Here is a 17,232-nt window from a genome sequence, read left to right as displayed (position 1 = left end):
CCTTTCTGGGGCGCGGTTATAGCCCCAAGTTTAAGTCTCCGGCACGATAGCGGGAGCCAGGGATGGCGTCAATGAGCTGGCGCGTGTACTCGGTTTCTGGGTGCGCAAAGACCTGCGCGGTAGGTCCAGATTCCACTTGCGTGCCGTGGGAGAGCACGGAGACGGTATCGGAAATTTGGTTGACTACCGCCAGATCGTGGGAGATGAAGATATAGGTAAGCTCCAGCTCGCGCTGCAGCTCGTCGAGCAAGCGCAGTATCTGCGCCTGCACGGTGACGTCGAGTGCGGACACGGCCTCATCAAGCACCACGAGATCGGGCTCAATGATCATGGCGCGGGCGATGGCCACGCGCTGGCGTTGGCCACCGGAGAGCTCGCGGGGACGCCGGGAAGCCATGGAAGAATCCAAGGCCACCAAATCAAGAAATTCGCGTGCTTTGGCACGCGCATCACGCTTGGAAGCACCGGTAAAATTGCGCACCGGTTCGGCGATGGTATCGCCAATGCTCAAGCGCGGATCCAGCGAGCCAAAAGGATTTTGGTAGACCATCTGGATCGAGCGGCGCAGCTCACGACGGCACTTGCCACGGGCGGAGCTAATGTCTTCCCCGCCCAAGCGAATGCTGCCGGAGGTGGGCGTGCTCAACAAGGAAATGGCGCGGCCGGTGGTTGTCTTTCCGGAGCCAGACTCCCCCACCAATGCATGGGTGGTGCCGCGGGCCACGGAAAAGTTGATGTCCTCCACCGCGGTGAAATCCCCGAAGCGTTGGCTCAGCCCTTCCACCTCGAGCAAGGTTTCGCGGTGCGCGGGCGCGGCTGCCTGCACAGGAGATGCGGTCTGGGAGGAAGTGGGGGCGGTGAGCGAGGGGGCGTCGGCAAGCAGGCGCTTGGAATAGGCGTGCTGGGGGTCGGTGAGGACGCGGGCAGCAACGCCCGACTCGCGGACGGTGCCCTTTTCCATCACCACGATGTTATTGGCGCGGTCGCCCGCTACGGCCAGATCATGGGTAATGAAAAGGATGCCCATGGTGAGCTCTTCGCGCATCTCATCCAGGAGGTCCAGAATGATCTTCTGCACGGTGACATCGAGCGCGGAGGTAGGCTCATCGGCGATGATAAGCTCCGGCTCCAATGCCACGGCCGCGGCAATGAGCACGCGTTGCTTCATACCGCCGGATAGCTCATGCGGGTACTGGTCATAGCGGCGCTGCGGATCATCAATGCCCACGCGCTCCAAAAGCTCCAGTGCACGCTTTTTCCGGGAGGCCTTATCGCCCTGCCCGTGGATGGCCATACCCTCCTCCACCGAGGCACCGATGGTCTTGAGCGGGTTAAGCGAGTTATTGGGATCCTGCGGAATAAGTCCAATACGGCGACCGCGCAGTTCCCGCCATTGCTTTTGGGAATACTGGGTAACGTCGCGGCCGTCGAAAGTAATGGTGCCAGAAACGATCGACGCATTGTCTGGCAGCAGGCCGATGGCGGCCATGGCGGAGGTGGACTTGCCGGAACCAGACTCGCCAACGATGGCGGTCATTTCGCCAGGGTTTACCTCAAACTCAATGCCACTTACCGCTTCTACCTCACCATGAGCGGTGCGGTAGGTAATGGATAGATCACTAATGCTAAGCAGGGACATTAGGCCGCCTTTCGCAGTGTCTGGCTGAGGTGGTTGGCCGCGAGGACCACCGCGACGATGACAAGGCCCGGGGCGATGGTCAACCAGCCGGCCGTGGCGATGTAATCGCGCGATTCAGAGATGAGCAAGCCCCATTCCGGGGTTGGGGGCGGTGCGCCATAGCCCAGGAAACCTAGGGTGGCTAGCTGCAAAATGGCCAGGCCAAATTGCAGCGCTGCTACAGCGAAGACCGCGGTGAGTGAATTGGGAAGAATATGGCGCACGAGCACCTGGAAGGAAGAACCGCCGGAGCCATAGGCGGCCTCGACGAAATCGGAGCCGGCAACGCTAAGCACCTGGGAGCGTGCAAGGCGTGCAAAGGTGGCCACGGAGGTGATACCTACCGCGATGGCGGCATTAAAGATGCCGTGTCCGAGCACGATGATGACGGACAGGGAGAGCAAGAGTCCAGGGATGGACAGCAACACATCCACAACGCGCATGATGACGGCATCGACCCAGCCGCGGCGCACTCCGGCGATGATGCCCAAAATGGTGCCGACGATGAGGCCGAAGAGTACGGCCAGCAGCGCGCCAAGTAGGGATTGGCGCGCGCCATAGACCACGCGGGTATAAAGATCACAGCCGACGGCATCGGTGCCGAACCAGTGCTGGAAACTGGGTTGCAATAGCGCCGTGGTGTCCCCGCCCTGGTTAGGGTCCTGGGAGGTAAACAGTTGGGGGAATAGCGCGCAGAGCACCGCTAGGCCCAGCACAATCAGCGAGAGGATGGTGCCCGGGGTGAGCTTCAGCTGTGTGGATTTAAGCTTCATGCTTGGACCTTCTTCTCGTCTATTGCGGGGGTATCGGTGGTGGTGGCGGCGGAACTGCCAGATGCCGTGTCGTGCTCGCGCTCGCGCAGGCGCACGTCAAGCACTGGGTAGAGCAGGTCCACAATCAGATTGATAAGGACAAAGACGGCGGCGGCAAGCACCACAATGGCCAACAGCACCGAGGTATCGCGGTTAGCCACCGCATCCACGGTGAGCGCACCGATGCCGTGGCGGGCGAAGACCGCCTCCGTCACCACGGAGCCGCCGACGAGTTCACCAAAGGTAAGACCGGCCATGGTCAGCGCCGGCAGCAGCGCGTTGCGCAGGACGTTGCGCCACAACAACCAGGCACCGCTAGCACCCTTAGCGCGCACTACCTGTACGAAGGACATATCCATTACCTCATCGATGGAGCGCAGTAGCACCTGCGCCAGCGGCGCGGCCACGAAGATGGCCAGGGTAATTACCGGCAGGATGAGGCTTTGAGCGTCGCTCGCGCCGATGACTGGTACCCAGCCCAAGCCAAAGGAGAATATCTGGATCAAGATGATGCCGATCCAGAAGGTGGGCAGGGAAACCATCACGGAGGGCAGGCTGCGGAAGAAACTGCGCAGCCAGGAAAATGGGCCAAAGGTGGAGACAATAGCCACGACGAAGGCCAGGACCACTCCTACAAAGAAGGCGAAGACCGCCAGTGCCAGCGTGGAGGGAAGGGCATCTGCCAGCATCTCCGATACGGCGGTACCAGTGGCGACCGAAAAGCCGAAATCACCGGTGAGGAACCCGCCGAGCGCGCTGAAGTAGCGGCTCAAGAGTGGCTCATCGGCGCCATAAACCTCGCGGATAGCAGCCAGCTGCTCGGCGTTGAGCCCCAAGTTGGGGTTGTCATAACGGGTCGCGACGGCGTCACCAGGCAGTGCCGCCAAAAGGATGAAAGAAAGGGTGAAGGTTGCCCAGATGACGAGCACGGCTTGGCCGATGCGCAGGGCAATAGTTTTCAGGCTCATGGATTAGTCCTCCCCTTCCGCGGGGTTGATTTCTACCGCATAAAACGACGGGCGGCCGATGGCCTCGGTGCTAAAGCCTTCGATATATGGCTGGAAACCATAGACCTGCGGCTCTTCAAACATGGGCAGGATATAGGCCTGGTCGGACAAGTAGTCCTGCATGCGGCCAGTCATGGCCAGGCGCTCTTTTTCACTGCTGAGGTTGAAGTAGTCCTCCACCAGCTTCTGCAGTTTCTCATCGCCAAAGCTATCGGTCTCCTCGTCATAGTTGAGGAAAGAATTGCGCCCGGTGCCATCCAGCCACGTGGCCAAGGTATCCACGTTGGCACGGCCAGTCATGGTGTGGCGTACCTGCACGGTATCTTGGTCCTTCATTGCCTTCTGCTGCGCAGAGCGGTCACCTGGGTTGAGGTTGGCCTCGATGCCGACGTCTTTGAGCATCTCCTGAGCCTTGGTGAACATCTCTTTAGAGCGCGGCTGTGGGACGGCCTCATTGAAGGTGACAGAAAGGCGCTTGCCGTCCTTTTCGCGAATGCCATCTTCGCCTGGGCGCCAGCCGGCCTCATCGAGCAGGCGCTTGGATTCTTCTGGATCGAAGGCATAGTTCGCGGACTGATCCTTATAGCCAATTGCCGTCTTGGCCAGGATCGAGGTGCCCTTGGGGTAGGAATCAGAAAAGAGAGTGTCCAGGATGTTATCGCGGTCGATAGCGTGGATGATGGCCTGGCGCACGCGCTTATCTTCCAGGAGTGGATGGCGGAAGTGGAAGTGGAAGCTATTATTAACGCCACGGGTGGGGGCGGCGAAAATCTGCAGGTTTTGATCCTTCAGGTGCTTCTCATCGGGGGCTTCGATCTGGCGCGCGACATCGGACTGGCCGGCTACAAGCGAGCCCACACGCACGGAGTCCTCGGCCGCAAGCACGATATTGATGCCCTCAATATCGGCCGGGCCCTGGTGGTCCTTGCGGGCAGGGGGCGCCCAGTCATAATCCTCGCGCTTCTTGAGCACCAGCTTGGTGCCCAGCTCTTCTTCCTCAATGACGAAGGGGCCCGAACCGGAAATCGCGGTGGCGTTGCCCGGCGCGAAGCCGGTGTCATCCAAATCCAGGGTGGCATTAGAAAGCAGGCCCTGGTTCATCACGGAGGTGGACTGCGGGAAGCCTGGGGAAGGCTCACTGAAGTAGAACTTCACCGTGTAGTCATCGATGACCTCGGACTTTTCATAGTTGGGCAGCTGCTCCGATGGAGTGAGCATGCGATCTTCGTCGCCTAGGGCATAAAGGTCATAGTTCTTCTTCACGTTCGCGGCATCTAGGCGGGAGCCATCAGAGTAGGTCACGCCCTTGCGAATCTTGAAGGTGAATTCGGTGTTGTCCTTGTTTGCCTTGGGCATCTCCTCCGCAATCCACGGGTGCAGCTCGAGCGTATCCGGGTCCTGCCAGAGCAGGCGGTCCGTGATGTTATTGAGCACACCCCCATTGGGGTAATAACCGCCGGAGGGCGGATAGAGGTTGTTGAACATATTGGGCTCGACATAGGTGACCATGCCATCTTCCGCGGCGTGGGAAGTAGAGGCACACGAGGTAAGCGAGAGAGCTAGCGCGCCACTGGCTAGGACCGCAGCTACGGGCCGCAGGAGCCGAGAAAGTTGCTTCATAAAAGCTCGAGTTCCTTTAAGTCTTAAGTAGTACTCGCCCATTAGACCACACACCTTCCCTCAAATACAAGACCGGACGGTCTACTTCATTACCTGGCAAAACAATAGTTTATAAATCCGTCGATAGACCTTCTGGTCTATTTTATTCTTACTGCCAGGTCCGATGATCCTGAAAGGGCCTGAATGTGGCACGATAGGAGGTATGTCTACTCCAGCAATCGCGATCGTCGGCATGGGCCCGCGCGGCATTTCCATCTTGGAACGCCTCTCCGCCCGCATGGACGATTCCAGCGACCCCATTACCGTCCACCTCATCGATGAGGCCCAACATGGCGCCGGCCGCATCTGGGAAACGGACCAAACCAAAACCCTGTGTATGAACACCCGCGCCGGCGCGGTCACCCTCTTTACCGAGCCCGGCTCCACCGTGGATGCCCCTGTGCTCGAGGGCCCCATTCAGTACGAGTGGATCCAGCTGCTGCGCGGCGATGGCGAGAATATCTCCGCCGCCAAGCGCGAGCTTTTTGAGCAGCACCCACCGGCCGCACATATTGCCCAGGACTACCGCGAGGAACTCGCGGCTACCCGCCCCGAATCCAACCCTTCGCGCGCACTGTATGGCGAGTACCTGCGCTGGGTCTATGACGTGGTCATTGCACGTCTGCCCAAGAGTATTTCCACCGTGAATCACTTCAGCCGGTTGGAGACCATCAAAGAGGACGGTCACCAAGATGTCCTCCACCTAGCCGATGGCTCCGAGGTGCGCGCCGATGCCACAGTACTGGCCTATGGCTGGATGACTCCGGAATACAACGAGCAAGAAAAGCAGTTAGCCGCTTCCGGTTTAAACTGGATCGCCCCTGATAACCCGGTAGAGCAAGACTACGCCGCCATTCCGGGCGGCGAGGACGTGCTGGTACGCGGTCTGGGCATGGGCTTTTATGACATTATGGCGCTGACCACCATCGAGCGCGGCGGCAAATTCGTGGAGGATCCTTCCGCGCGCTCCGGCCTGCGCTATGAGCCTTGCGGGCAGGAGCCCAACTTCATCATTTCCTCCGGCCGCGGCTACCCCTACCACCCCAAGTCCGAGTACGGCGAGCTGCCGCCTACCATGCCGCGTCGCCGCCTGAAGGAGGTCATCACGGAGCTCAGTGGCGCCCAGGACATCGACTTTGACGCCCAGGTTTGGCCCGCCATCGCGCGCGATAGCTACGAGGCTTATATCACCACCTTGGAGCGCGTGCGCCCGGATTCCCTCCTGCGCCCGCGCGCAGAGATTCTCGAGGCCATCGATGCCACCGCCCCCGATGAGCTGGGCGCGGCCATTGCGCCCATGGTCACCGAGCCATGGGACATGAACGATCTCATGTACCAGATTGCCGGGTTTACCGGGGACATCGCTGAGCTCACCGAGCACATTGCCCAGTCCATGGAAGGCGATATTCGGGAGGCCGCCGCCGGCCATGACTCCCCCATCAAGGCCGCGTTGTGGTCGCTATCGCAATCCCGCAAGCCGGCCTCCATCCTCGGCGCAGAGGGCCGCTACACCCGCGAGTCCCGCACCGGCCGCTACGGCCAGGTCATGTCCTTTGGCCAGATGATCGGCTCCGGCCCACCACTCTTCCGCGTGCGCCAGTTGCTCGCGCTTGTCGACGCCGGCCTGGCCCACTTCCTAGGCGATCACCCCACCGTGTCCATCGAGGCCGATCACTTCACCCTGACCTCCGGCCCTCGCTCGGCTTCGGCGCCCACGCTTGTCGACGCCTTTATGCACCGCCCCGATATCCGCACCGCCGGCGATGCCATGACGCGCTGCTTGGTGGATTCCGCCCGCGTGCGCCCCTTCCCCGATCACGGCCAACCCACCGGCTCCCCAGAGACCGATGGGGCTACCCGCCGCACTGTTCACCCGGACGGTGAGTTGGATGCACGCCTGCACATCGTGGGCATCCCCACCTATTCCCAGTGGCCGGACACCACCATTTCCCCCATGCCGGGCACGGACCCGCTCATGCTGCAGGAAACCGACAAGGCTGCCGGTTCCCTCCTTGCCGTGGTGCGCTCCTAGCCACCGCACCTGCGCTATGGGCCAGTGCCGCGGCCTATAGCGCGTCAAGGGCCTGCTCCAAGTCTGCGAGCAGGTCATCGATGTCTTCAATGCCGATGGAGATGCGCACCAGATCCTCCGGCGGCACCAGCTCGGACCCTTCCGCGGATACGTGCGTCATATTCATTGGATGCTCGATGAGCGATTCCACTCCGCCCAGCGACTCCGCCAAGCAGATAAGCCGGGTATTGAGGCAAATCTGCTTGGCATGCTCCGCGCTGTGGAAGCGCACTGACATCATGCCGCCGAAGCCACGCATCTGCTGTGCCGCCAGTTCATGCCCTGGGTGCTCCTTGAGTCCCGGGTAGAGCACCTGTTTGACCTCGGGTCGGCCCTGCAGAAATTCTGCTACCTTTTGCGCATTGGCGCAGTGGCGGTCCATGCGCACCGACAGCGTCTTGATACCACGGGCGGTAAGGTAGGCGTCAAAAGGCGAGCTCACTGCGCCCACATTGCCTTGGAAGTAGAGCAGGCGCTCGTCCACGTGGGCGTCATTAGTAACTACCGCGCCACCCAGTACATCTGAATGCCCACCTAGGTACTTGGTGGTCGAGTGCAGCACATGGTCGGCGCCGAGTTCCAGTGGGTTCTGCAGGTAGGGCGTGGCAAAAGTATTGTCCACCAGTACCTGCGCTTTGCCCTTAATCTTGGCCACCGCGGCAATATCGGTGATATTGAGCGCCGGATTGGTGGGCGTTTCCAGCCAGATAAGCTTGGTATTCTCTTGGACCGCGGCCGCAACCGCAGCGGTATCGCTGGTGTTCACGATGGACATCTCCACGCCCCACTCAGTGAAATCATTGAGCAAGCGGTAGGAACCACCGTAGGCGTCATTGCCCAAAATGACGTGATCTCCTGGGCGCACCAGGATGCGGATCAAGGTATCGGCAGCGGCCATGCCGGAAGAAAACACGCGTGCATACTCCGCGCCTTCCAGTGCCGCTAATGTGCGCTCCAGCGAGCGCACGGTTGGATTGGCCACACGGCCATATTCGAATCCGCCGCGCAGCTGCGCCAAGCCGTCTTGCGCAAACGTGGTCGAGGCATAGATGGGCACGTTGATAGAGCCCATGTGCGGATCCGGGTGATAGCCGCCGTGGATGGAACGGGACGTAAAGCCTTGAGCGAGGTTCTGCGTGCTGCGTTCTGTCATAGCCACACAGTCTAGACCAAGCTGTTCAGTCCCAACGGAAAGAGGAGTATTTATTTTCACGCTCTCGGACGCCCACGACTCAACGCGCTTTCAGCCTCTGCCCTTACAATGGGCGCGGTTCATATTGTCCTCGACTAAGAAAGAATGATGAGTACACAATTCTTAGCCTCAGCCGCTTCCACCACGGACTCGGCCGTCGAGTCCGTGTCCAGTTTTTGGAATGACGAGAAGGTGCAAAGCTGGCTTATCGAGCGCCCGATTCGCATCGCCATCATCCTTATCCTGGCCATAATCGCTCACTGGCTGCTCCACCGCATCATCAACAAGGTGGCTGACAACAGCATAAAATCCACTGGCCTGGATAAGCAGCGCTTCCGCGAGAAGTTTAAGGGACGGCCCCACCGCCCCGAGCTAAGCCAGCAAGAAGAGGCTATGCGCCATACCCGTGAAGTTCGGCGTGCCTCCCGCATCAAGACGCTAGCCGGGGTGGCCCGCTCCGCCGCCGCCATCTTCGTTTGGGTGTGGGCTGTTATTGCTATCTTGGATGAGCTCGACGTTAACGTGGCACCGCTTATCGCCTCTGCCGGTGTTATCGGTGTCGCCCTCGGCTTTGGCGCCCAGGCGCTGGTGAAGGATTTCCTTTCCGGCATCTTCATGCTCATTGAGGACCAGTACGGCATTGGTGACGTGGTTGACTTGGGCAATGGCGTCTTTGGCGATGTCGAGTCCATTTCCCTGCGCATCACCACGGTCCGCGATATCGATGGCGCCCTGTGGTACGTGCGCAATGGTGAAATTCTCCAGGTGGCCAACCACTCTGATGAGTACTCCGTTGCCCGCATCCAGATTCCGGTGGGTCTTTCTAACGATCCAGAGGTGGCCGGCGAGGTCATCGAGGACGCAGTGAAAGAAGCTGCACAGGACGATAAGGTGCGCAAGCTCATCCTCAGCACGCCACGTGTGGACGGCATGTCTGGCTTTGAGCCGGATTATGTATCCTTCCGCGTCTCGACCAAGACCTTGCCAGGCAAGCAGTGGGACGTTCAGCGTTTCCTGCAGTCCCGCGTGCTCAATGTCATGCACACTAAAGGTATTACTACCCCCTACCCTCACGGCATCGGCATTCCCGATCCCCGCAAGGAAGAAGAAGAGTAAATGGATTCTGTTTATGAGGCCATTGGCGGCATGGAAACCTTTGAGCGCCTCGTCCACGGCTTTTATTCCCAAGTCAAAGAGGATGATGTCATTGGCCCGATGTACCCCGATAACGACTGGGAAGGCGCCGAACAGCGCCTTACCTGGTTCTTAGCGCAATACTGGGGCGGCCCGCAGCTATTTTCTGAAAACCGTGGGCACCCGCGCCTGCGCATGCGCCACGCCCCCTACCCCATCGATATCACCGCGCACGACCGGTGGTTAGAGCTTATGGGTAACTCCCTCGCGGACATCGACGAGGAAACCATCCCGCCGGCCTACCGCGAGATGATCTGGGATCATATGCAGCGCGTGGCCGCCATGATGATCAACAAGGCACCATAACCGCACCGTCTTCCCCCGCGCACGAGACAAGCCCGGCCCCCGCTATTTAGCGAGGAGCCGGGCTTGTGGTTTATCTAGCCCACACTATGGGGACCCGATGCTTAGTCTTCCCAGTCAAAGGCCTTACGCACAGGCTCGGAGACCAAACGGCCACCACGAGTCATTACGCCACCTTCTAGGCCCGGGAAGCGCTTGATGGCAGCATCCAGGTTGTCATTGGCCACCGCGCGAATGTAGGGCAGGGTTGCGGAGGACAGGGCACGGGTGGAGGTATTGGCCACCGCACCTGGCATATTCGCCACGCAGTAGAACAGAGTGTCATGCACCTTGAAGGTCGGTTCATCGTGAGAGGTCTTCTTGGAGTTTTCGAAGCAACCACCCTGGTCGATGGCAACGTCCACGAGGACGGCACCCTTCTTCATTTTCTTTACGGTCTCCTCACGCACCAGCTTCGGTGCGGCAGCGCCTGGAATAAGCACGGCGCCAATGACAAGGTCGGCTTCTTGCAGTTCCTTATCGATGGTGGCCGGATCCGAAATCAAGGTACGAACGCCGCCGGCGTACTGATCATCGAAGCGCTGCAAAACGTGCGGATCAAGGTCGAGCACGGTGACCTCGGCACGCAGACCATGGGCCATGGCAACGGCGGACGCGCCAACCTGGCCGCCGCCGATCACGACGACGCGTGCTGGCTGGGTACCCGGAACTCCAGAAACCAACAGGCCGCGGCCACCCTGCGTGGAGAGCAGGTGGTGGGTGCCCTCGATTGCAGCGAGGCGGCCTGCCACCTGGGACATCGGGGTAAGAAGTGGCAACGTACCGTGGCGGTCAGTAACCGTCTCATAGGCGATGGCAGTGGTATTGGCCTCAACAAGCGCTTCAGTCAAGGGACGATCCGCGGCAAGGTGCAGGTAGGTAAAGACGATAAGGTCCGGACGCAGGTACTGGTACTCAGACTCGAGCGGCTCCTTGACCTTCAGCAGCAGTTCCGCCTGCGCCCAAGTATCCTCCGCGGTACCAACGATGCTGGCACCGGCGGCCTCGTACTCGGAATCCGGGAAGGATGCGCCCTCACCAGCACCGGTCTCGATGAGGACCTCGTGGCCGTCGTGAACGAGGGTCTGCGCGCCGCTCGGGGTAAGAGCCACGCGGTTCTCGTTATTCATGATTTCTTTAGGCACAGCAATACGCATTACGCAATCTCCTTACGGGTGGAGTAAATTACATCGACCACGTAAGGGTAACGCAGGACACGTTTGCGTGTCGCACTATGTTCATGAATTCACAAAGCGGGGGTAGCAACACAGCGAACCATAAGGTAAATGTGCAGTTCAAAAGAGTATTACTCCCCACTTGGGCAGAATCCCCCTCCCCCTTAGGCGGACCACTTTCGGGCAAAATCGCCAAAGCAGGACGCGTTCGCGCCGATTCTATTGAACAGAACTGGGCCGTGGTGGGCCGGTTTCTCGCGAGCCAGCGAAGTTAGAACAGCGACAGGCGGGTGGAACGGTAGATGCTGCCAAAGGGGGCGTCGAGACGCACCCATCTTCCCAATTGAGCCACCCGCAGGTGCCGCGGCACATCCATCGGTGCCGAAAAGCCAGGAATCAAACCTAAATTGGTGCAGGCAAAAATCATGCGCATAGGGATTTCCACCGTGGCACCTTGCCCCTCCACCGTGACGACAGTCTGATTCAACAAGCTGGACGGCGGGCCCATGGGGCCGGAAAATTGCCGGGTCAATTGCTGACCTTTATCGGAAAGTTCACGAACAACGGTGACCGGCAAGGTATCGACCACACTGTAGCCAGTCGCCGGCGGCAAGGCTCCCGGCCAGGATGGATCGCGGGCTGGACCCAAATCTAACGTGCCGCTGGATTCATGCTCTTTGAGCTGCTCGGCGAGCGTGGCAGCAGAAACCACTGCCCCATCGCGGGACACGACGCCCTGCACGCGGCGGGAGGCAACCACCTCGAAGGGGGTGGTGACAAAGACATCGACGACGTCGTCAGTCAGCTGGCGCAGCCTTACCGAGGCACCCGCGTCCAAGCCGACTGCGCGTGTGACAAGGGCCCGAAGGCCAGGTCCACCGCTTCCAATTTCTAGAGTCTCGGTGACCATACCTTCGGGCCCTGCCTTTCTCATCTTCGCTCTGCGCCGCGGTTAATTAGCCGCGGTATTTTGCAGAATATCCTTTTCCTGTTCCGTCAGCGGACGAGGAGTCTGCCGCTGACGATCGATGACTACCTGCACGCACTCCACAGTTGCCGCGACTTCCCCTTGGTCATCCTTGACCTGCTGGGTAGTGGTAAACGAGGTGGTGCCAATCTGCGAAATGGTAGTTTCTACCTCCACCGTAGTGGTGTCCTTAAACTCCATCGGGCGAAGGAAGTCCACATCAAGGTGGCGCACGAACGCGATGAAGTCAAGGCCCTTGGAATAGATATGCTCCTTCGCAAAGGCCAAGCGCGCCTCCTGGGCGAGCTCGATGTAGTTTGCGTTCATCATGTGGCCGTACATATCAAAGTCCGACCAGCGGGTTTGAATACGATACGTGTGCACACTTGGGGTTGCCATCATTCTCCTCAATAAAGGCTTCAGCTACTTAGCGGGTCAGCTTGCGGTGGGTCACGCGAGAAGGACGAGCTGCCTCTTCACCGAGGCGATCGACCTTATTCTTCTCGTAATCGCCGAAGTTACCCTCAAACCAGAACCACTGGCCTTCTTCCACATTGCCCTCCCAGGCCAAGATGTGGGTACAGGTGCGGTCCAAGAACCAGCGGTCGTGGGAAATGACCACGGCACAGCCCGGGAACTTCTCTAGCGCGTTTTCCAGCGAGCCAAGGGTTTCCACGTCCAAGTCGTTGGTCGGCTCGTCAAGGAGGATCAGGTTGCCGCCCTCTTTCAAGGTCAGCGCCAAGTTCAGGCGGTTGCGCTCACCACCGGAAAGCACCTTGGATGGCTTCTGCTGATCCGGGCCCTTGAAGCCGAAAGCGGACAGGTAAGCACGCGAAGGCATCTCGTTCTGACCCACGTGAATGTAATCTAGGCCGCCGGAGACGACTTCCCACACGGTTGCCTCAGGATCAATATTTTCACGGTTCTGGTCCACGTAGGACAGCTTGACGGTATCGCCCACCTCGACAGAACCGGCATCCGGCTGCTCCAGGCCAACGATGGTCTTAAACAGGGTGGTCTTACCCACGCCATTCGGGCCGATAACGCCCACGATGCCGTTGCGCGGCAGGGTGAAGGAGAGGTCCTTAATCAAGGTGCGACCATCAAAGCCCTTCTGCAAGTCCTTGACCTCCACGACCTTATTGCCCAGGCGCGGCGGGGTAGGAATCTGGATCTCTTCGAAGTCGAGCTTCTTGTACTTCTCGGCCTCAGCAGCCATCTCTTCGTAGCGCTCCAGACGAGCCTTATTCTTGGCTTGGCGAGCCTTCGCACCGGAGCGTACCCACTCCAGCTCGTCCTTCAAGCGCTTGCGCAGCTTCGCATCCTTCTTGCCGGCGACCTCCAGGCGCTCCTGCTTCTTATCCAGGTAGGTGGAGTAGTTACCCTCATACGGGTAGAGCTTGCCGCGGTCAACCTCACAAATCCAGCCCGCGACGTGGTCCAAGAAGTAGCGGTCGTGGGTCACGGCCAAGACAGCACCCGGGTAATCGGCCAAGTGCTTCTCCAGCCACTGCACAGACTCCGCGTCCAGGTGGTTCGTAGGCTCGTCGAGCAGCAGCAGGTCCGGCTCGGTGAGCAGGAGCTTAGCCAGCGCTACACGACGGCGCTCGCCACCAGAAAGGTTGGTCACTGGGGCGTCGGAAGGCGGGCAGCGCAAAGCTTCCATGGCCTGCTCGATCTTGGAATCAACCTCCCAAGCATCGGCGGCGTCCAGCTCTTCTTGCAGCTTGCCCATCTCTTCCATGAGCTCATCGCTGTAGTTGGTGGCCATTTCCTCGGCGATCTGCTCGAAGCGCTGCTTCTTTTCAAAGATATCGCCCAAGCCCTCTTCGACGTTGCCGCGCACGGTCTTCTCGTCATTGAGTGGCGGCTCCTGCTGCAGGATGCCCACGGTGGCACCCGGATCCAGGAAAGCCTCGCCGTTGGAAGGCTGGTCCAGGCCGGCCATAATCTTCAGAATGGAGGACTTACCGGCACCGTTAGGGCCGACCACACCAATCTTGGCACCTGGGTAGAACGCCATTGTTACATCGTCAAGGATGACCTTATCGCCAATTGCCTTGCGCACGTTTTTCATCGTGTAGATGAATTCGCCCACTTTTACCCCTTTGCAAAAATTTGGGAGACGTATTTATCTACACAAACACTACATCAGAACCACCGCCCAAGTGCCTCGGGTCAGGTATACCCGAGGCGATCAAGCCGGGGAGGAAACGCTTAAGCGTTCACCGGGGCGGATTCTGCCTCGGCAGCCTCCTCTTCCACTTCGGCGTCGAAGGTATCTTCTTCCCCACCGCGTGCAGCTGCGGCTCGTTCGGCTAGGTAGCGGTCCGCTGCGGTATCGGCAGCGGTATCTCCCTGCCCCGCCTGCTGTGACGGCAGGCTGTGGTCCACGTCCGGTTCGATGGCGTTGTCCCCTAGTTCTGGGACCGCAATATTTTCCTGGTTGTACTGCGGAGCAAGCCGCTTCGTACCGATAACGTGGCGGTTTAGATCCAGGCCCACATACTGCGCCTTAATGAAAGTGCGGAAGTGATCGGTGCCCTGGTCATCGCGCCATTGTTCTGTCACTAAGGAGCCCACGATGATCAGCGGCATGCCTTTAGCCAGGGATTTGCGCACATTGATGGCGAATTGATTCCACATTTCGACGTCGATGTAGAGGTGGTCCACGTCGCGCCACTGCGGGGCTTTGGAGTTGTGTCCTTCCGGATCATTGGCGCTGGCATCGACCTGACGGTCCGGTATTCGGCGCGAGGAGGCAACGCGCAGCTTGGCTTTATAGGCGCCAGTAGAGGTTTTGGTCAGGATGGGATCGCGAGTAAGGCGACCGGTCAAGGTAATTGGGTATTGGGACATGGTGCTAGAAAATCCTTTGCTGGATAGTTGGATAGGCGAGTTCGGTTTTCCTCGCTCGCTTCCACATCCTGATACCGGCGCGCAAGTCACACCATGCCGACCGCCCTTAGCCTGTGAATAACTTGTTGTACCCGTCAACAAAACTCGGGATTTGCGGTGATTTTTACCCGGTTATCCACAGGCTAGCGCCCGCGGAAGCTCGATTCATCGCCGTGGCCCATATCCTGCAGCATCGCGTTATAGCGTTCGAGCTCGGCATCATCGTCCGCATCCGCCTGCATATCGTGGCGGCGAGCCGTAGCGCGATCATCGCTAAGCCAATCCAGGAAGAGCTTGCCAAAGACGATAACCAGCGGGAACTGACCAAAGCCCCACGCGATGCCACCGCCCACGCGTTGGTCTTGGAGCAGATCCTGATCCCAGGGCAGCTCCAAATACTGGTAGAAGTCTGCCCCCAACACGCTTTGCAGCTGCATCAGGTACACGCCGGCAAAAAGGTGGAATGGCATGGAAAGGAACAACACGGCCAATCGGAACGGGGTGGAGTGGCGCTTGGGCAGCGGATCCGGCCCGATGATTTCCCAGAAATAGAAGCAGCCGGAGATGATGAACATAAAGTTCATAATGAGGTGGCCGGCGTGCTCGGAGATAGCGAATTGATATAGGCCCGGGAACAAATACAGCACGTAGAGGAAAAATAGGTACTGCACGAGGTTGACAAATGGATTAGTGATAAACCCGACGATCTTGGACTGGGTGGCCGCCAGCGCATAGTCGTGCAGGCTAGGCTTTCCCTCCGACCCCGCTTCAAAAGCCTCCATAAGCAGGGTCAGTGGCGCACCAAGCACGAGCAGGAGCGGTACCGCCATGGACAAAATCATGTGCACCAACATGTGCATGGAATACATCGCGGGCATGTAAAGACCTAGGCCGGTAGACATTACAAGAGTCAGACCAAGCGCACCGCACATAAACCATGCGGTGCGCCCCTTGCTCCAGGTCAGGCCACGCTTATGCACGCGGTAGACGCAGTAGCCATACGCCGCGGCCAAGAGCAGGCCAATGGTGCCAAACATGATGTCAAAGCGGAACATGGTCCACACGTTGAGCACCGTAGGCTTTTCAAAGAGCTCATAGCCCATCAAAATCTGCATCGAGTTGAGGTTAGGATCGCGCGGCGCCGGCGGCACAGTGCGGCCCAGCGTAATGGCCACGCCAATGGTGGCGGCCATGACCGCTACTTCCACGATGGCGATGCGAAGGAAAAGGCGCGGATTCTTGCCCAGCTGCGGGATGGTGAGTTCACGGTGTGCAAGGCCGAAAATGCCCAGCAAAATCGTCAGCACGAACTTGGTAATCAGAATGATTCCGTACGCGGAATCCACCAGATCGGAGATATTCATGCGGATAAGCGTGTTAATCAAGCCCGAAACAGCGAGCACCACAATAGCCATAAAAGCGATACCAGAGTAGCGCTTCACCGCAAAGGCGAGATTGGGGCCGAGACGCCGACCGTGGGCGATAAGCGCCATAAGCCCGCCTACCCAGAGCATGACAAAGACCAAGTGCCACAGCAGCGAATTGGTGCCGTAATCATGGTCGCCGCCCGCCGCGGAGTGGCCTTCCATGCCAATTGGTACGACCTGCATTATGGACAAGAAAAGCAGGACTGGCTGCATGGACCAGCCGCGGCCCACGAAACCGAGAATGCCCACTACTAGGGCGATGACCACGGAGATTGCCCACACAATGGTGGTGGAAATTTCCGTCAGCGCCATTTTCAAAATAGAAGGAGTGAATACCTGAGAAAAAGGCGCGCCGGTGAGGTCTGACATAATGAGCGGAATTTCCACGAGCCCTACGGCCGCCACACCAAAGGAAGCCCACGTACCGGTGCGCGCGGCGATGTGGCCGTCGACGGACAAGGGGGCATCGATAAGCGCAGCGTTATTTCCGCGCGGAGCGATGAGGAAGGACGAGGCCAAGAAAGAGCCCACGGATAAAGCCATGAGAACCCACGCCATGCCACGAAAAAGGGGCAGGCCAAAGGTGGTTATGCGGCCGGGATCCGGAATGCCTAGGGCAGCTAGGGAATCGGCTAGGAGAAACAGGGAAATAAAACCGGCAACTAGGCCGGCAATAAGCATCGCTGCGATATAAATTCCCCAGGAAGGGCGGGGCTTCCTACCCGCCGCGTTCACACTGTTAACCTGCTCATTTGCCATAGTGCGCATTGTATAGCGCGACCTAGTTTCGCACATAACACACGTTTTGTC

At 59.1% G+C, this 17,232-nt stretch carries 14 protein-coding genes; 3 read left to right on the top strand and 11 right to left on the bottom strand.

Going from position 1 to position 17,232, the window contains the following annotated elements; all coding sequences use genetic code 11:
- Nucleotides 1–16: 16 nt before the first annotated feature.
- The 4 genes from RAE04_RS09720 to RAE04_RS09705 are packed head-to-tail and all read right to left on the bottom strand — an operon-like array spanning nucleotide 17 to nucleotide 5,117.
- A complete protein-coding gene (locus RAE04_RS09720; protein WP_317027233.1) occupies nucleotides 17–1,639 on the bottom strand; it encodes an ABC transporter ATP-binding protein in 1,623 nt (540 codons plus the stop codon).
- Complete coding sequence (locus RAE04_RS09715; protein ID WP_317027232.1) at nucleotides 1,639–2,451, bottom strand: ABC transporter permease; 813 nt, start codon at nucleotides 2,449–2,451, stop codon at nucleotides 1,639–1,641. The genes RAE04_RS09720 and RAE04_RS09715 overlap by 1 nt, the downstream gene beginning before the upstream one ends.
- The gene (locus RAE04_RS09710) at nucleotides 2,448–3,458 is read right to left on the bottom strand and encodes an ABC transporter permease (protein WP_317027231.1); all 1,011 of its coding nucleotides are present in this window, start codon (nucleotides 3,456–3,458) and stop codon (nucleotides 2,448–2,450) included. The genes RAE04_RS09715 and RAE04_RS09710 overlap by 4 nt, the downstream gene beginning before the upstream one ends.
- 3 nt (nucleotides 3,459–3,461) lie before the next feature.
- A complete protein-coding gene (locus RAE04_RS09705; protein WP_317027230.1) occupies nucleotides 3,462–5,117 on the bottom strand; it encodes a TIGR04028 family ABC transporter substrate-binding protein in 1,656 nt (551 codons plus the stop codon).
- A 202-nt stretch (nucleotides 5,118–5,319) separates the two neighbouring features.
- Between RAE04_RS09705 and RAE04_RS09700 the strand changes: the two genes are divergently transcribed.
- Nucleotides 5,320–7,188, top strand: a complete 1,869-nt coding sequence (locus tag RAE04_RS09700) for an FAD/NAD(P)-binding protein (protein ID WP_317027229.1) — start codon at nucleotides 5,320–5,322, stop codon at nucleotides 7,186–7,188.
- 34 nt (nucleotides 7,189–7,222) lie between these two features.
- On the opposite strand, the gene RAE04_RS09695 is transcribed toward RAE04_RS09700, so the two are convergent.
- Nucleotides 7,223–8,380: a cystathionine gamma-synthase gene (locus RAE04_RS09695; RefSeq protein ID WP_317027228.1), complete on the bottom strand. Its 1,158-nt coding sequence runs from the start codon at nucleotides 8,378–8,380 to the stop codon at nucleotides 7,223–7,225.
- A 144-nt stretch (nucleotides 8,381–8,524) separates the two neighbouring features.
- Between RAE04_RS09695 and RAE04_RS09690 the strand changes: the two genes are divergently transcribed.
- Together RAE04_RS09690 and RAE04_RS09685 are read left to right on the top strand one after the other, a co-directional pair.
- Nucleotides 8,525–9,535: a mechanosensitive ion channel family protein gene (locus RAE04_RS09690; RefSeq protein WP_317027227.1), complete on the top strand. Its 1,011-nt coding sequence runs from the start codon at nucleotides 8,525–8,527 to the stop codon at nucleotides 9,533–9,535.
- Nucleotides 9,536–9,919, top strand: coding sequence for a globin (locus tag RAE04_RS09685; RefSeq protein ID WP_179386901.1), 384 nt, complete (start codon nucleotides 9,536–9,538; stop codon nucleotides 9,917–9,919).
- Between the two features lie 101 nt (nucleotides 9,920–10,020).
- On the opposite strand, the gene ald is transcribed toward RAE04_RS09685, so the two are convergent.
- The 6 genes from ald to RAE04_RS09655 all read right to left on the bottom strand — a co-directional run bounded on the left by ald (nucleotide 10,021) and on the right by RAE04_RS09655 (nucleotide 17,190).
- Complete coding sequence (gene ald, locus RAE04_RS09680; RefSeq protein ID WP_317027226.1) at nucleotides 10,021–11,112, bottom strand: alanine dehydrogenase; 1,092 nt, start codon at nucleotides 11,110–11,112, stop codon at nucleotides 10,021–10,023.
- Nucleotides 11,113–11,401: 289 nt separating this feature from the next.
- Nucleotides 11,402–12,040 (bottom strand): hypothetical protein, encoded by a 639-nt coding sequence (locus RAE04_RS09675; RefSeq protein ID WP_317027225.1) that lies wholly within the window; start codon nucleotides 12,038–12,040, stop codon nucleotides 11,402–11,404.
- Nucleotides 12,041–12,082: 42 nt separating this feature from the next.
- The gene (locus RAE04_RS09670; RefSeq protein WP_317027224.1) at nucleotides 12,083–12,499 is read right to left on the bottom strand and encodes a thioesterase family protein; all 417 of its coding nucleotides are present in this window, start codon (nucleotides 12,497–12,499) and stop codon (nucleotides 12,083–12,085) included.
- Nucleotides 12,500–12,524: 25 nt separating this feature from the next.
- Nucleotides 12,525–14,195: an energy-dependent translational throttle protein EttA gene (ettA, locus tag RAE04_RS09665; RefSeq protein WP_049377249.1), complete on the bottom strand. Its 1,671-nt coding sequence runs from the start codon at nucleotides 14,193–14,195 to the stop codon at nucleotides 12,525–12,527.
- A gap of 119 nt (nucleotides 14,196–14,314) precedes the next feature.
- Entirely contained in the window at nucleotides 14,315–14,956 is a 642-nt protein-coding gene (locus tag RAE04_RS09660) for a single-stranded DNA-binding protein (RefSeq protein ID WP_317027223.1), read from the bottom strand.
- 182 nt (nucleotides 14,957–15,138) lie between these two features.
- Nucleotides 15,139–17,190, bottom strand: a complete 2,052-nt coding sequence (locus tag RAE04_RS09655; RefSeq protein WP_317027222.1) for a cytochrome c oxidase assembly protein — start codon at nucleotides 17,188–17,190, stop codon at nucleotides 15,139–15,141.
- Nucleotides 17,191–17,232 lie beyond the last annotated feature (42 nt).

It is taken from the genome of Corynebacterium sp. CTNIH16, assembly GCF_032821655.1.
In the GTDB taxonomy this organism is placed as follows: Bacteria; Actinomycetota; Actinomycetes; order Mycobacteriales; family Mycobacteriaceae; genus Corynebacterium; species Corynebacterium marquesiae.
The sequence above is the reverse complement of the archived record's forward strand: the minus strand, read 5'-3'. Positions and strand labels throughout refer to the sequence as shown.

Bases quoted from the DNA above. Each gene is read 5' to 3' on its own strand.
- RAE04_RS09720 (WP_317027233.1), bottom strand. From the start codon at position 1,639: ATGTCCCTGCTTAGCATTAGTGATCTATCCATTACCTACCGCACCGCT.
- RAE04_RS09715 (WP_317027232.1), bottom strand. From the start codon at position 2,451: ATGAAGCTTAAATCCACACAGCTGAAGCTCACCCCGGGCACCATCCTC.
- RAE04_RS09710 (WP_317027231.1), bottom strand. From the start codon at position 3,458: ATGAGCCTGAAAACTATTGCCCTGCGCATCGGCCAAGCCGTGCTCGTC.
- RAE04_RS09705 (WP_317027230.1), bottom strand. From the start codon at position 5,117: ATGAAGCAACTTTCTCGGCTCCTGCGGCCCGTAGCTGCGGTCCTAGCC.
- RAE04_RS09700 (WP_317027229.1), top strand. From the start codon at position 5,320: ATGTCTACTCCAGCAATCGCGATCGTCGGCATGGGCCCGCGCGGCATT.
- RAE04_RS09695 (WP_317027228.1), bottom strand. From the start codon at position 8,380: ATGACAGAACGCAGCACGCAGAACCTCGCTCAAGGCTTTACGTCCCGT.
- RAE04_RS09690 (WP_317027227.1), top strand. From the start codon at position 8,525: ATGATGAGTACACAATTCTTAGCCTCAGCCGCTTCCACCACGGACTCG.
- RAE04_RS09685 (WP_179386901.1), top strand. From the start codon at position 9,536: ATGGATTCTGTTTATGAGGCCATTGGCGGCATGGAAACCTTTGAGCGC.
- ald (WP_317027226.1), bottom strand. From the start codon at position 11,112: ATGCGTATTGCTGTGCCTAAAGAAATCATGAATAACGAGAACCGCGTG.
- RAE04_RS09675 (WP_317027225.1), bottom strand. From the start codon at position 12,040: ATGGTCACCGAGACTCTAGAAATTGGAAGCGGTGGACCTGGCCTTCGG.
- RAE04_RS09670 (WP_317027224.1), bottom strand. From the start codon at position 12,499: ATGATGGCAACCCCAAGTGTGCACACGTATCGTATTCAAACCCGCTGG.
- RAE04_RS09660 (WP_317027223.1), bottom strand. From the start codon at position 14,956: ATGTCCCAATACCCAATTACCTTGACCGGTCGCCTTACTCGCGATCCC.
- RAE04_RS09655 (WP_317027222.1), bottom strand. From the start codon at position 17,190: ATGCGCACTATGGCAAATGAGCAGGTTAACAGTGTGAACGCGGCGGGT.